The sequence below is a fragment of the Exiguobacterium sp. s152 genome (assembly GCF_018618335.1).
Taxonomy (GTDB): domain Bacteria; phylum Bacillota; class Bacilli; order Exiguobacteriales; family Exiguobacteriaceae; genus Exiguobacterium; species Exiguobacterium chiriqhucha.
The window spans coordinates 61,640-75,769 of the sequence record NZ_JACSLX010000009.1 but is presented as its reverse complement, the minus strand read 5'-3'; the positions used below and the strand labels follow the sequence as shown (position 1 = coordinate 75,769).

The window sequence follows — 14,130 nt, the reverse complement described above, 5'->3', positions numbered from 1 at the left end:
GTCTCCGAGAGGAACGGCACGTCGAGTGTCGCCTTGATCTGTTCGTCGTTCTCGATGACACCGTTGTGGACGAGCGTGAAGCGGCCCGTTGTGCTCTGGTGCGGGTGGGCGTTCGGGACGCTCGGCACGCCGTGTGTTGCCCATCGTGTGTGACCGATGCCGATGGCGCCTTCCGCTTCGACCGGTACGATGTCACGAAGTGCGGCGATGCGACCGACTTCTTTGAACACATGGACATCATCACCGACGAGCGCGATTCCAGCTGAGTCATAGCCTCGATACTCGAGCTTCTCCAACCCTTTCAATAAAATCTCTTTCGTTCCGACTTGACCAATCATCCCTACAATTCCACACATACAAAAATCTCCCTTTATCTTCGATTTCTCGAAAAAGGAAACGGACTTTTTAGAGTGCTGTCAACGTGTTCATCGTTGTCCGTCCGGTCACCCGAACGTTTTAAAAGAACACTTGTAGTCGTGACAGGCGACTAGGAGGCATCCGCCGAAACATCGATTACCCCCACCTCGTCAACTCCGCAGAGTTCTGGCGCTTTTCCTTCATAGCTGGCCGTTTCTCCAGATACCCTTTCATGCTAGCGGTTCTAGATGTAAACGAATAGCGATTTTGTCACAACGCGCTTCAATACTTTTTTACTGTTCATGCAAAAGTCACCACTTTCACTAAAAAGCCACTTCTTTTACAGGCTTGTCCCATCGACCTCGTTCGGGCATGATAAAGGTATCTATTAGATGAAGTGGAGGAATGGCCATGAATATCGTCTTTCTCGTCATCGGCATCATCTTATCAACCGCATCCAAATGGCTGCAAATTGAAGGACAGAGTGAACTTGGCGATTTTCTCGTGTTTCCAGCCGCCTTTTTCTTGGCGCTCGCACTCTTGTTCAGCTTCCCGTTCTTTAAAGAATGGTGGGACGACCCGTCGCTTCGTCCGAAAGCGTATCGCTTTGCCGGACTTGCTGCCGGCGGTGTCTTATCGTTTCAGCTCTTCGCTTGGCTTCTATTCGGACAAGGCGAGTGGATTGGGAGTTTCTTCTTGATTCCGTTCCTCATCTGCCTCTACTTCATCATCCGAACGTTCAAATGAAAACGGGGCAGCGCTCAAGCGCTCCCCCGTTTTTAAATTGTGTCGAGGTCGAGTAGGACCCCATAATGATCACTCGGCAACACTCCAGCATTCGTGACAGGAGTCTTCCCAAACACGTCCACGCTCGAGATGAGCGGGACGTTCCCTTCGTCGTGACGCAATAACATCCAATCGTAGCGTGTTGGTTGTTTCTGCAAAGAATCCTGCTTCAAATACGGGTTGTGTACATAATCCAGCGTCGGCTCATCCCCACCACGATGACATGTGGCGACATCGATCCAACGATTTGCGGTCAAATCACGATAAATCTCCGACTGTGGATTGTCATTGAAGTCACCACATAATAGCTCGTAACGTTCTCCCTCACCGATCCACTCGCGGACAGCCTGCACTTGTGCTTCCCGAATGACCGGCGACCTCCAATTCAAATGGACGTTCGTCAATCCGAACGCGTGACCTCCTGCTTGAAACGTCACCCGCATCGCACAGTAGTTCGCTTCTTCTACCTCGTGGTGCCAAATCGCATCATTCGTATCGAGCGGAATATTACTTAAGATAGCGAGCCCTTCATCGGGTGAGTCCGGATAGGCGAGAAATACGCAAAACGGATAGCCCGTTTCGTTGGCGATCTGCTCGGCCACACTGATGCCTTGCTCCCCTTCCACATACGTTTTGACTTCTTGAAACGCCAGCACATCGGCGTCAATCATCTTCACTGTGGCACAGATGGACTCGATCCGTTCGGACCATAATGTCGGATTGTTCCAGAGGTTGAACGTCGCAATCCTCATGTACTGGCTCCACTTTGTTGCAAATCTGTCAGCACGAATTGTTCGCTTTCTTGAAGCTGTTGAATCGTTTCGCTCAACTCACCGACCGTGTTGTCTAAATAGTAACGGTCCGGTGCACCCGAGCTTAGAAACTCGTTCCGCAATAGGATGACCCGCTCCCCCATCTGCGCATCGCTCGGCCGGTGTTGATCACGTTGGACGTGAACGTCTTGCTCCGCCCATAAGATGACGTAGCGCACTTCGACACCTTGTTCAATCCAGTGCGCCGTGTAGCGCTTCACGTCTTGCCAAAAGGCGACCCAGTCCACGACGACATCATATCCCGCTTCAAGAAAATTATCGGTTAAAGATACGATGTTCTTCCATACCAGGTCGTTCGCCCGCTCCGATTCCCATGGCCTTTCACGACCGGACACCGTCATATGACTGATGTCGTCACCAGACACATATGCACTCTTCTCCATGTCTTGAGCGAACCGTCTCGCCGTCGTCGACTTCCCGACACCAGCCGGGCCCGAGATAATCCATACCTTCTGCTTCATCAATTGTTCCCCCTTCAACATGTAAAAGGAAGCGCCTAAGCGCTCCCCCACTTTTGCTCTTCTCTCAATTCGGCTTCCGTGACGTAGTGTTCGTCGAGCTGAGCCATGTGACGCTCATACAGACGATGCTCAAGAATAGCGAGCGCGTATGCTCCTAGCCCAAGCAAAGCGAACGATTGGAGTGTAATCAAATCCGTGAGCAATGCGTAAACCCACACTAGGAATAATGGTAGCGTCACGAGCCCAAAGATGGAGTTGAGATGGATGAGCCGCTTTGCTGCATCCGACTTCAAAAACTGCTTTTTGATGTTCTCGCGTTGCCACATCTTACGAAAATCAGGAAGACCCGCTGCGACACTGAGAAATATGACTGTCATTGGTGAGAGCCAATTATACTCTAATGAGAAAAATAGAAGTGCGGCCAACACCGCTGACAAGAACACTTGTGTGGAATGCTTTCTCTGATCGAACGCCGTCAATTCTCGCATTTGGCTGCGCTTATCCATGCTTTCGTTCCTTCTCGATCTCACGGGCTTCCCGAATCAGTTTCAAATCCTCTCCCGTCAAATAATGACCGTCATGCTTTTGGATGATGCGGTCGAGCCATCTCCCGAAAAAGGCTGCTCCCCAGAAAAAGGCTTGTGACAACAAAAATGCCTGGAACGTTTGTGGTTGTGTCGTCTCATAAAATACGACGACCCCGTAGTATCCGATCGCGCTAAACCCAATCAAATAAACCGTGTACCGCAGCGTGAGCAGCTTTCGTGCTTTTTCGTTTTTCACGAACCGGAGCCACATGAGGAATCGAGTCGTTTCAATGCTAATCAACATAGCGAAAATCGCTACTAAGAACAATAGAAAGAACGAATCGGGCATCTCCCAGTACGATGCGTAAACGAGCATCCCAATGATTGCAGAAACAGCCAGGATGCCAAAACCCCAACCGGTCCACTTTTCAAATCGAAGAATCGTATCAATTTGTTGTTTTGATTGTGGTGATAGTTCCATTCAACTCATCCTTTCGAGTATTTCATCATATGCCGGCATTATCGAATCACACGCCGTGTTTTTTGCTAAATGACAAATTCGAACCGTTTTACCAACTTCTACTTTTTTAAAATCGTATTGATTTGTAATTTTATTTTTGGCGATAATTCCATGAGTCTTTCTCTTTTTCCAATATATCTGAATAGGTTAGCAACTGCGGTTGATGCAGCTCGATTCGTTGTTTCCATTTTTTCTCCCGATAAGATCCTGTTAAATTCCAAAGGGCGACTACGCCGCCAGTTAAAATAAAGGCACCCTCGTTTACGTACAGCGGAATGAACAGCGCAAATAATGAAGCGGCTCTAATCCAGCAGTCAATGAGTCGGTAACGTAACACCTGCACGACAGCTTGATGTTCGGCAAAATGACGTACGACTCGATATTCCATGTATCCTTTATAGGCCATTCCCATAGATACGACTAACATGACTGGGATGACCCACGTCGCCTGTGTCCATAACATAACGACTAACGAGATCAGGAAAATGAATAGGATCGGCCAGCCAAAGAGCCGTTCGAATTGTTTGGCACGTTCTAACGAGATATCAAATTGACGATCCATTTGGGACCTTCCCTTCAATCACTTCCTCATACGTCGGCATTTCTGGTTCGACCTGTTTGAGTTTTTTGACAAACCACTTCTGCCGAATCGGACTCAAGGCTCCCCATATCCCAAAAAAGAGACCGATCAAGAGACCGAGATCTTCCGCTGTCAGCAGCGTCACCATGAGTGTCGTCAACAAAAACGCGTCCATCAGTTCAAACACGTATTGGAGAATAAGGATTCGATGAGCCTTAGGATGCTCCGTCATCCTCCACATGATGCGCATTTCTTTATAGCCTGTCGCGATGATTATGAAAGAGACCGAACCCATGATGGGAATGAGCCACATTTTCTCCAGCAAGAGGGCGACGATGACGGCTGTGACATATAGTATCAACACCGGAACACTATATCGCCGCATCTGTTGAATCCATTTCACATCTCGTTCCATCTTAGATCGCCTCCTTGTCTAAATGTTTATACTCTACATCATGACGTTTCGTTTGCATTTCAACGTTCCACCACGTCCATAGTACGGCCCCTCCGATGAAGGCCGTGACCCACACATAAGTCACGTTTGCCGTGAACAAAAGTTGATGATTTAACGCGAGAAAAAAAGCGACACTGTTCACGCCGTCTCGCGCAAGTTGGCGTCTATACAATCCCTTCAATTCTGGGTGGAATGTTAGGCGCATACGATAACGTTTCATATATAAAATATTGAGTGGAATGAGTGTAAACGCGATGTACAGGGCGCCCCACTTGAGGTCATCCATCCACAAATCAATCGGTAGCATCAGGACGAAAAATGTTCCAAAAAGACCAAAAATCCATTGATCAAAAAGTCGGTTCCATGCCCTCTCTTGTGTCATCCGCTCATTCATCGCTTGTGTCGTTCCTTCTCTGATTGCTCTAACAATGGGAGACGTTCACTTAACTGCTTCTGGAATGATCGACCGAACACTACCCATAGGAGCAGTACAATGAATATCGTCAAACTGTCATATTGCAAGAAGAGGAGCGCTACGGTTATTGAAATGAGAATCGTCGAGTTCACCAAATCATATACGAAATCCCACTTAAGTAAGCGCACTAAATCTTGTTCGCTTATATGCGCACGCCGCATTCGATACGTTTTCACACCCAACACAATCATGGCGATCCCAATCACGACAAGCGGAATGGTCAACCATAAATAACTTCCGAAGAAGGATATAGCGAGCGCCATAAATGCGAACGCAAGGGAAGCATAGCTTATGCGAAGAGGTGACTTCCCCCATGTGTCCTCCTCCATATACCAACGTGTCTCTTTCACTTAAGGCACACCCTTTCATTACAATCCTTATCTTACTGATACGTGCCCTATCCTCTAATTGTTTCATATTTTCCAAATATTCTCGCAATGAATCGTTCGACTTTTTTCAACAATTGCTAAAGGATTGTCCGCCACCCTGATTCAATTTCTGATATACTGATAGCGTATTCATACCTACAAATTTTCATGTGAAAGGTGCAGACCCTGATGTCCCCAAAGTATAAACAAGTCGCCGAACAGATTGAGACGGATATTATGAATCACGTCTATCAACATACGAACAAGCTCCTCACCGAGGACGAATACGCCACCAAGTACGGCGTCAGCCGCAACACGGTCCGAAAAGCAATCGAGATTCTCGTCAACAAAGGCTACGTCTATCAAGTGCAAGGGAGCGGCGTCTTCGTCCGTGACCATTATATGAGCGATTACGTGAACCTCGAGAAGTTGCAAGGTCTTACGAGCGACTTCAGTGGACGGAAAGTCGAAACGCAAGTCCTTGATTTCGAATTGACGACAGCGAACGACGAAGTCGCCGAACGGATGAAGTGCAACGTCGGGACACCCGTCTACTACGTCAAACGTCTCCGGCTCGTCGATGACCATCCGTTCTCGGTCGAGGATTCGTATTTCCGGAAAGATCTCGTCGTCTATCTCGACCGGAACATCACCGAGAAGTCGATCTACAACTACTTCCGCAACGACCAAAAACTCGCCATCGGTTTTGCCGACCGTGTCATTTACGCCGATTTTTTGAACGCAGAAGACGCGACACTGCTCGGACTGAAAGAGAACGACCCGGCCCTCCTCGTCGACAACACCGTCTATTTGACGAACGGTCAAATCTTCGACGTATCGCGCTCGACACATCATTTCCGCCATGTGAAGATGCTCAAAGTCTCTAACATCAAGTCCTAAACGCATTCGAGAGATTGTTCTCGTGTGCGTTTTTTTATGTTCACATTCCGGACGAAAAGAAAGGGTTTACATGTAAGCGGTCTCGTGCTACTATCAATTTGTATAATTTGTACCTATGAATTTTGGTTATCCATACAAAAAGGAGAGATACTATGGTTTCTGAAACAATCGAAATTACACCCGAAGATATTTTCGGTTTAATCGCTCTTTCAGGCGACGCCAAAGCGAGCTACCATCACGCGATGCTCTTGATGCAAGAAGGCAAAGCAGAGGAAGCGGCTGAAGCGGTCAAAGCTGGTGACGCGACATTGAAAGAAGCACACGCCATCCAGACGAAATTCGTCACACTCGAAGCACAAGGGAAAACGGCTACAGTCGGCGTCCTCATGGTGCACGCGCAAGACCACTTAATGAACACAATCCTCGTCAAAGAGATGCTCGGCTATATGATGAACATGCAAAACGAAATCAACCAATTGAAAGGAATGGATCAAAAATGATGAAAATCGGACTTTTCTGTGCAGCAGGTATGTCAACAAGTATGTTAGTAGAAAAAATGAAAGCGGTTGCCGCTGAGCGAGGAATCGATGCTGAAATCGCAGCTTACCCAGAGTCAGAAATGGAAACGTACGTGGACAACCTCGACGTCGCGCTTCTCGGACCACAAGTAAAATACTTGCTCTCGAAAGGTAAACAAATCTGTGAGCCGAAGGGCGTTCCAATCGACGTCATCAACACAGTCGACTACGGCATGATGAACGGAACGAAAGTATTAGACCACGCGTTAAAACTCGCGAATAAATAAACTGAGGTGACCACTTTGAAAATGCCAAACAATTTCTTGTTCGGCGCCGCATCGGCTTCTTACCAAGTCGAAGGTGCATGGAACGAGGACGGGAAAGGACTCTCAAACTGGGACGTCTTCTCGAAAATTCCTGGAAAAACATTTAAAGATACGAACGGCGACGTCGCAGTCGACCATTACCACCGTTATAAAGAAGACATCGCACTCATGGCGGAGATGGGACTCGAATCATACCGTTTCTCGATCTCATGGCCGCGCGTCTTCCCGAACGGCACAGGTGAGGTGAACGAAAAAGGACTCGAGTTTTACAACAACTTGATTGACGAGTGCTTGAAGCACAACATCGTCCCATTCGTGACACTCTACCACTGGGACCTCCCGCAAGCGCTTGAAGAAAAAGGCGGCTGGAAAAATCCAGAGACGGTTGACGCATTCGTCCGTTTCGCCGATACTTGCTTCCAATCGTTCGGCGACCGTGTCCGTCACTGGATCACGTTCAACGAAGCGGTCATCTTCTGCTCGCTCGGCTACTTGACTGGGGCACACCCGCCCGGCATCGAAGGCGACGTCAAAGGTTACTTCCAAACGACACACCACGTCTTCGTCGCTCACGCTCGTGCCGTCGAGTTGTTCAAACAAAACGGTTATGAAGGCGAAATCGGAATCACACACGTGTTCAACCCAGCGTTCAGCATCGATGACGCCGAAGAGAACAAGTTCGCCGAAATGCACGCGAACGCTTACTCGACGCATTGGTTCTATGACCCAATCTTGAAAGGTGAATACCCAGCATACGTCGTGAAAGGACTCGAAGAGCAAGGCCTTCTCCCTGAAATGACAGACGAAGAGCTCGACCTCTTGAAGCGCACGGCTTCGATGAACGACTTTATCGGCCTCAACTACTACAGCCCGCAACGCGTTATGAAAAATGACTCGGCGCTCGTCATGGCCGGTGGCCGTGAGAACTCGACAGGCCGCCCGGGTAACCCATCATTCGATGGCGTCTATAAGACGGTCATGATGGATGACAAGGTCTACACGAAATGGGCTTGGGAAATCTCACCGGAAGCGTTCCTTGACGGCATGCACATGCTCAAAGATCGTTACGGCGATGTGAAAATCTACATCACAGAGAACGGTCTCGGTGATGTCGACCCGATCGTGGACGGAGAAATCGTCGACGACGCTCGCATCGAATACATCGAAGGTCATATCCGCGCCGTGAAACACGCTGTCGAACAGGGTGTCAACGTCGCAGGTTACTACGCTTGGTCGGCCATCGATCTTCTCAGCTGGCTCAACGGATATAAGAAGCAATATGGCTTCATCTATGTTGACCACGCCAACGGGCTTGCTCGTAAGAAGAAAAAATCGTTCTACTGGTACAAAGACATTATCGTTACTCGCGCTGAAAACCTATAAGGAGGTTCCCCATGAGCCGCTTAGAAACCGTATTTGAAAAATTCACGCCAGGGTTCGTTCGTTTCGCGAACGCCAAGCCCGTCCTTGCTATTAAGGACGGGTTCATCCTGACGATGCCGATGACGATCATCGGATCATTGTTCTTGCTCATCCTTGCGCTCCCAATTCCAGGTTGGGCTGACTTCATGTCAGGATTGTTCGGAACCGATTGGACGCTCCCACTCACGCAAGTCGTCGGTGCGACGTTCGACATTCTCGCTTTAATCGGTGTATTCGGAATCGCTTACTCGTATGTTAAAAACGAAAAAATCGAAGGTGTACCAGCTGGTATCCTCGGAATCATCTCGTTCTTGATCATCACGCAAGCGTCTGTCCTCTCTGAAGGTGGAGAAACAGTCGGCGGAGTCATCCCGAAAGTATGGACAGGCGGACAAGGTGTCCTCGCTGCCATCGTCGTCGGATTGGTCGTTGGATTCATTTATTCGCAGTTCATCAAACGCGGCATCAGCATCAAAATGCCTGACGGTGTTCCACCAGGCGTATCGAACTCATTCTCAGCACTCGTTCCTGGTCTTGCGATTATCACACTTGCGGTCGCGACATTTGCGATTTTTCAAGCGGTTGCTGATCGTACGTTCACAGAAGTCGTCTATGACGTGCTTCAAGCACCACTTCAAAACTTGACAGACACACTTGCCGGAGCCGTTATCATCATGGTGCTCATGTCAGTCATGTGGTGGTGTGGAATTCACGGTGCTGCCATCCTCATGGGGATTATGGGACCACTTCTTACAGCAAACGCGCTTCAAAACCAAGCACTTCTCGATGCGGGTGAAACACTCGTTGCCGGTGAGAACGCGAAAATCGTTACCATCCAGTTCCTCGACGTCTTCACGAAGCTCGGTGGATCAGGAATCACAATCGGGTTCATTATCGCAACACTCATCGTCGCCCGCTCGGCTCACTTGAAGCAACTCGGCAAGCTCTCGCTTGCACCAAGTCTCTTCAACATCAACGAGCCGGTCATCTTCGGGATGCCGATCGTGTTCAACCCGATCATGTTCGTACCGTTCGTCATCGTACCTGCGATCGCATCGTTCATGGTGTACTTCTCAATCCTTTGGGGCTGGGTCGATCCGTTCAACGCACTTCAAGTGCCATGGACAACACCACCGATCATCTCTGGTTTCTTGATCGGCGGATGGCGTGCAGCGCTCTTGCAGATTGCAACGATTGCTATGGCCGTAGCCGTCTACCTCCCGTTCGTCCGCATGCAAGACCGCGTCTCGTACGGTGAAGAGTTGAAAGCACAAGAAGACGCAGACAAAGCGTCAGCCTAAGCCCAAGACAGCCCTTCTCAGCGATGAGAAGGGCTGTTATATTTAGGAAAATGAGTATGAGAGTTGGTATATAGATGAAACGAAATTATACGGTCGCGTTCTGCTTATTAATGAGCGCCTCGTTCCTTGCCGGCATCGCCCTAGAGTCTGTCATCCCGTTCGTTCTTGGAGTCATCTTTCTGTTCGCAGCTGGCTTTCAAGCTAGAAAAGAAATCATTCATTAACAAGCAGCCAGCCTATTCGTAGTGCTGGCTGCTTTCGATTACAGATCTCGAATCGGATATGCGTCGGCGATTGCCTGTAACCCTTCCAAAAAACGCGTCACATTGCTCACAGACGTCTCAAACGTGAACGCAAGCTCCTCAGACTCACCTTCAAGCGGATGCTCGAGATACCCCTTTACCGTGACCTCATCCCCATCTCCGTCTCTTCTCGTCACCGTCAAGCTGACGAATGGTTCGGTCGGCTCAAAATCGACTTCGGATACGTCGCCCGCTACGAATGACTCGAACATTGGTATGTAGTGAGCCACGAGCAGACTGTCGAGCATGACGTCATCGAACGTAATGCGATGGTCCGGCGTATGGAGCCCGACCCAATTACGATGCCAGGCCGCATCATGGATGTTGTCGGCGTCCGGATAGGCATACGCATAACTCTCGATTGTCACATCACACGACTCGTCTCGTGACATCAATTTAGCAATGGGCATCGTTATCCGTCCTTCCTAAGTGAATAACCGTCAATCTCCTGCAGACGCATCCGTTTCTGATCGACGGACGCATGGACGATGACCGTCACCCCAGGGTTGAGCTCCATCATCTTCTTGATTTTCGTCAAGTCACTTCCTCGAATTTCGACTGGCAGGATGAACTCGCCTTCTTTCAAATGTATGAACTTGATCTTTCCTTTGTCGTCATACCCTGTCACTTCGTACGTCGCATACTCGCGTTTCATTTGAACGGCCCCTTTCATTTGTTGCCCTCTTCTATACGTTCCCTGACCGAATACGTTCCACACAAAAAATCCATCCCTGTAGCGGCAGGGATGGATTCGTCTTACGCCTCGACGCTATCCGCGTGTTTGGCTTTATGGTCCGCGATGACACCGGCGTACCATTTTGCGCTGTCTTTCCAGACGCGCTCTTGCGTGTCGAAGTCGATGTAGAGAATGCCGAAACGCTTCTCATAACCGAAGCTCCATTCGAAGTTGTCCATCAAGGACCAAAGATAGTAGCCAGCGATGTTCATGCCTTCATCGTTCAAGTCAGATACGGCTGTGAGGTGCTTTTGGACGTAGTCGATCCGTTTATCGTCATGGACTTCGCCGTTCTCAAGCACGTCGTCGTAGGCGGCGCCGTTCTCGGTGATGATGATTGGAAGGTCAGTGTACTCGTTACGTAAGCGACGGATCAGGTCTTTGAATTCGTTCGGGGCGATATCCCAGCCCATGCCCGTCTTGTCGTAATCGGAGTACGCAGCCACCGTCATGAAGTCGTTCGCAGCGCTGAACTCAACGAGTCCGCGGCTGTAGAAGTTGATACCGAAGAAGTCGCACTCTGTCGAGATCGTCTCCATGTCACCTGGTTTGATGAAATCGTACGTGTGAACGTATTTCGCAAACAAGTTCATCATGTCTACCGGATATTGACCTTTGAATACTGGATCGAGGAACCAGCGATTCGAGTAACCGTCTGAGTTGTTTTGGGCGAGACGGTCGTTGACCGAGTCCGTCTTCGCATAGACCGGTGACAAGTTGAGCGTGATGCCGATTGGCGTCGTCGACTTCAACTCGTTCTTCAACAGTTCGACCGCTTTTCCGTGCGAGAGCAGCATATGGTGCACAGCGCGGACCGCTTCGTTCATGTCGTGATGTCCCGGTGCGTGGACACCGACGTGATAGCCGAGGAATCCGGCACACCATGGCTCATTGTGCGTGATCCACGAGTCGACGATGCCGTCGAGTTCATCGAAACACACTTTGGCGTAGTCAAGGAACCAGTCGACCGAGTCGCGGTTCACCCAGCCACCTTCATTGTGGGCCCACATCGGGAGATCCCAGTGGTAGAGCGTGACGGTCGGCTTGATGCCTTCCTCACGGAGGCGTGTCGCAAGCGTCTTGTAGAACGCCATCCCAGCCGGGTTGAACTCACCCTTCGCCGGGAAGATGCGTGGCCATGCGATCGAGAAGCGATACGTGTCGACACCGAGCTGTTTGATATGCTGGATGTCTTCTTCGAAGCGGTGGTAGTGGTCGCAGGCGACGTCACCGTTATGCTTCTCGAACACACGTCCGTCGATGTCGCAGAACATGTCCCAAATCGACGGAGTGCGCCCGTCCTCGTTATGCGCGCCTTCAATCTGATACGACGAAGTCGCGGTCCCGAAGACGAAGTCTTTGTTAAACTGCATAGTCAATTCCTCTTTTCTCTCTAGTTATTCTTTGACCGCACCAGCCGAGATACTGCTGACGATGTATTTCGACAAGAACAAGAAGGCGATCATGATCGGCACGACCGAAATGGCGATACCGAGGTAAAGGGCACCGAGGTTCTCGGCGACTTGCGAACCTTTCAAGAAGCCCATGAGGACCGGCAACGTGTACTTCTCAGGTGAGAACAAGAGCACGAGCGGCATCAAGTAGTTGTTCCATGAGCCGATGAACGTAAAGATTGACATCGTCGCGACGGCCGGCATCATCATCGGGAGCGCAATCGTATGGAAGATGCGCAGTTCGCTCGCTCCATCGATGCGCGCCGCTTCAATCATACTGACGTGCAGCGTCGCTTGTGTGTACTGGCGGATGAAGAAGACGACGAACGGACTGGCGATTGACGGGATGATGAGCGGGATGAACGAATCGAGAATCCCGAGCGTCTTCGAAATCTCGTAGAACCCGATGAGTCCAAGTTGCCCTGGGACCATCATCATGACGAGCATGAAGATGAACATCACGTTTTTTCCTTTGAAGTTATAGAAGGCGAATCCGAACGCTGTCATGGCTGAGAAGTAACCAGAGAGCAACGTCACGAGCACCGCGACGATCAAACTGTTTTTAAAGCCGGTCCAGATGTTGATATAGTCGCTCAAAATCGCATAGTTTTCGACGAGCGCCGATCCAGGGATGAGCGAGAAACCAGACATGATTTCACCGTTCGTCCGTGTGGCGTTGATGAGCATCATCAAGAACGGGATAAAACAGACAATCGTCAAGACAATCAAGCCCGTGTAAATCAAGCCACGGCTAAACCATTTCTTTTTCTGCTTCTTTACTGGCGGTTCCACGCGAAGCGATTTCTCCTCGCGCGGCGGCTGAACTTCGCTGTCGGCGAGCATACGCCGTGATTCTGCATTTTGTTCCATTGCTTATGCTCCCTTCTGCGCAGCGCGTTCTTTACGGAACATACCTTTGAAGACGATCGCCGAGAAGACGAGTGTGATCAAGAACAAGCCGTAAGCGACCGCTGCCGCATAGCCATAGTTGTTATACTTGAATGCTTGGTTGTACAAGTAGAGAACCATCGTGTTCAGTGAGCCATCTGGTGCGCCGATTCCATCCGTCAATAAGAGCGGAAGATCGAACAGTTGAAGACCACCGATGAGCGACGTGATCATGATGTACAAAAGAATCGGTTTGAGTAATGGGACCGTGACGTTCGTGAACATCTGCCAACGGTTCGCGCCATCGATATGGGCGGCTTCGAAGAAGTCTTGTGAAATCCCCGATACACCGGCCATGACGATGATGAACGAGTGACCGAACCACATCCATGTCAAAATGAGCGAGACGGACAGTTGTGCCGTCACCGGTTGCGATAACCAATTGATCGGGTCAGAGATGATACCAAGTTTTAAGAGCATCATGTTGAGTGATCCATGCTGCCAGTCGAGCAAGATTCCGAACAAGAGCGCGACCGAACTGATTGTGATCAAGTTAGGAAGATAGAAGAATGAACGGAAGAACGCGAGGCCCTTCAACTTCAAACGTAAATCTGAGAACAAGAGCGCGAGTGCCAGTGCGAGACCGATTTGCAAGACAAAGTTTATTCCCCAAATCTTGATCGTATTGACGAACGCCTCGATGAAGTATGTGTCTGTCAACAGGCGCGCGTAGTTCGCAAAGCCGACGACCTCTTCTCCTTGGCTGCCGGTATAGTTAGTGAAACTGTAGTACAGGGTCAAGAAGACCGGGTAGATACTGAATGTCAAAAAGACGACCCAAAATGGGGCAATAAACGCATAGCCGTAACGGTCTAGTTTTTTCACGTCGTGTTACTCCTTCCATAGCAACCCTTCAGGGGGG

Annotated in this window: 19 protein-coding genes and 1 pseudogene; 7 read left to right on the top strand and 13 right to left on the bottom strand. The window is 49.7% G+C overall.

Going from position 1 to position 14,130, the window contains the following annotated elements:
• A pseudogene (locus KNP72_RS13735) lies at positions 1-356 on the bottom strand (glutamine--fructose-6-phosphate transaminase (isomerizing)); the annotation flags it as partial.
• Positions 357-768: 412 nt separating this feature from the next.
• On the opposite strand from KNP72_RS13735, the gene KNP72_RS13730 reads away from it, so the two are divergent.
• On the top strand, positions 769-1,104 hold the full coding sequence (locus KNP72_RS13730; protein WP_034781578.1) for a hypothetical protein: 336 nt from the start codon (positions 769-771) through the stop codon (positions 1,102-1,104).
• Between the two features lie 32 nt (positions 1,105-1,136).
• Here KNP72_RS13730 and KNP72_RS13725 read toward each other — a convergent pair whose 3' ends face one another.
• The 7 genes from KNP72_RS13725 to KNP72_RS13695 form a co-directional block, all read right to left on the bottom strand.
• Positions 1,137-1,895, bottom strand: a complete 759-nt coding sequence (locus tag KNP72_RS13725; RefSeq protein ID WP_214834043.1) for an endonuclease/exonuclease/phosphatase family protein — start codon at positions 1,893-1,895, stop codon at positions 1,137-1,139.
• The gene (locus KNP72_RS13720; protein ID WP_214834042.1) at positions 1,892-2,437 is read right to left on the bottom strand and encodes an AAA family ATPase; all 546 of its coding nucleotides are present in this window, start codon (positions 2,435-2,437) and stop codon (positions 1,892-1,894) included. The genes KNP72_RS13725 and KNP72_RS13720 overlap by 4 nt, the downstream gene beginning before the upstream one ends.
• Positions 2,438-2,472: 35 nt before the next feature.
• Complete coding sequence (locus tag KNP72_RS13715; RefSeq protein WP_214834039.1) at positions 2,473-2,943, bottom strand: hypothetical protein; 471 nt, start codon at positions 2,941-2,943, stop codon at positions 2,473-2,475.
• Entirely contained in the window at positions 2,936-3,445 is a 510-nt protein-coding gene (locus KNP72_RS13710) for a hypothetical protein (RefSeq protein ID WP_214834037.1), read from the bottom strand. Before KNP72_RS13710 ends, KNP72_RS13715 begins: the two co-directional genes overlap by 8 nt.
• 130 nt (positions 3,446-3,575) lie before the next feature.
• Positions 3,576-4,046 carry a hypothetical protein gene (locus KNP72_RS13705; RefSeq protein WP_214756898.1) on the bottom strand — a complete coding sequence of 157 codons (471 nt, stop codon included), beginning with the start codon at positions 4,044-4,046 and terminating at the stop codon, positions 3,576-3,578.
• Positions 4,030-4,479 carry a hypothetical protein gene (locus tag KNP72_RS13700; protein WP_214824495.1) on the bottom strand — a complete coding sequence of 150 codons (450 nt, stop codon included), beginning with the start codon at positions 4,477-4,479 and terminating at the stop codon, positions 4,030-4,032. The genes KNP72_RS13705 and KNP72_RS13700 overlap by 17 nt, the downstream gene beginning before the upstream one ends.
• Position 4,480: 1 nt before the next feature.
• The gene (locus KNP72_RS13695) at positions 4,481-4,912 is read right to left on the bottom strand and encodes a hypothetical protein (protein WP_214834034.1); all 432 of its coding nucleotides are present in this window, start codon (positions 4,910-4,912) and stop codon (positions 4,481-4,483) included.
• 638 nt (positions 4,913-5,550) lie between these two features.
• Between KNP72_RS13695 and KNP72_RS13690 the strand changes: the two genes are divergently transcribed.
• The 6 genes from KNP72_RS13690 (at position 5,551) to KNP72_RS13665 (ending at position 10,052) form a co-directional block, all read left to right on the top strand.
• Positions 5,551-6,261: a GntR family transcriptional regulator gene (locus tag KNP72_RS13690; RefSeq protein WP_214834031.1), complete on the top strand. Its 711-nt coding sequence runs from the start codon at positions 5,551-5,553 to the stop codon at positions 6,259-6,261.
• A 152-nt stretch (positions 6,262-6,413) separates the two neighbouring features.
• The gene (locus KNP72_RS13685) at positions 6,414-6,761 is read left to right on the top strand and encodes a PTS lactose/cellobiose transporter subunit IIA (RefSeq protein ID WP_021065301.1); all 348 of its coding nucleotides are present in this window, start codon (positions 6,414-6,416) and stop codon (positions 6,759-6,761) included.
• Complete coding sequence (locus KNP72_RS13680; protein WP_034781560.1) at positions 6,758-7,066, top strand: PTS sugar transporter subunit IIB; 309 nt, start codon at positions 6,758-6,760, stop codon at positions 7,064-7,066. The genes KNP72_RS13685 and KNP72_RS13680 overlap by 4 nt, the downstream gene beginning before the upstream one ends.
• A 15-nt stretch (positions 7,067-7,081) precedes the next feature.
• Positions 7,082-8,488, top strand: a complete 1,407-nt coding sequence (locus KNP72_RS13675) for a GH1 family beta-glucosidase (protein WP_214834051.1) — start codon at positions 7,082-7,084, stop codon at positions 8,486-8,488.
• Positions 8,489-8,499: 11 nt separating this feature from the next.
• Positions 8,500-9,828 carry a PTS sugar transporter subunit IIC gene (locus KNP72_RS13670; RefSeq protein WP_214834028.1) on the top strand — a complete coding sequence of 443 codons (1,329 nt, stop codon included), beginning with the start codon at positions 8,500-8,502 and terminating at the stop codon, positions 9,826-9,828.
• Positions 9,829-9,902: 74 nt separating this feature from the next.
• Positions 9,903-10,052 carry a hypothetical protein gene (locus tag KNP72_RS13665; RefSeq protein WP_214834025.1) on the top strand — a complete coding sequence of 50 codons (150 nt, stop codon included), beginning with the start codon at positions 9,903-9,905 and terminating at the stop codon, positions 10,050-10,052.
• A 38-nt stretch (positions 10,053-10,090) separates the two neighbouring features.
• Here KNP72_RS13665 and KNP72_RS13660 read toward each other — a convergent pair whose 3' ends face one another.
• From KNP72_RS13660 to KNP72_RS13640, 5 genes are all read right to left on the bottom strand, one after another.
• On the bottom strand, positions 10,091-10,540 hold the full coding sequence (locus KNP72_RS13660) for a WapI family immunity protein (RefSeq protein ID WP_214716126.1): 450 nt from the start codon (positions 10,538-10,540) through the stop codon (positions 10,091-10,093).
• A gap of 2 nt (positions 10,541-10,542) precedes the next feature.
• Entirely contained in the window at positions 10,543-10,785 is a 243-nt protein-coding gene (locus KNP72_RS13655) for a hypothetical protein (RefSeq protein WP_214834022.1), read from the bottom strand.
• A gap of 101 nt (positions 10,786-10,886) precedes the next feature.
• Entirely contained in the window at positions 10,887-12,239 is a 1,353-nt protein-coding gene (locus tag KNP72_RS13650) for a GH1 family beta-glucosidase (RefSeq protein WP_214834019.1), read from the bottom strand.
• 24 nt (positions 12,240-12,263) lie between these two features.
• On the bottom strand, positions 12,264-13,190 hold the full coding sequence (locus tag KNP72_RS13645; RefSeq protein WP_214834016.1) for a carbohydrate ABC transporter permease: 927 nt from the start codon (positions 13,188-13,190) through the stop codon (positions 12,264-12,266).
• 3 nt (positions 13,191-13,193) lie between these two features.
• Complete coding sequence (locus KNP72_RS13640; protein WP_021065310.1) at positions 13,194-14,093, bottom strand: carbohydrate ABC transporter permease; 900 nt, start codon at positions 14,091-14,093, stop codon at positions 13,194-13,196.
• Positions 14,094-14,130 lie beyond the last annotated feature (37 nt).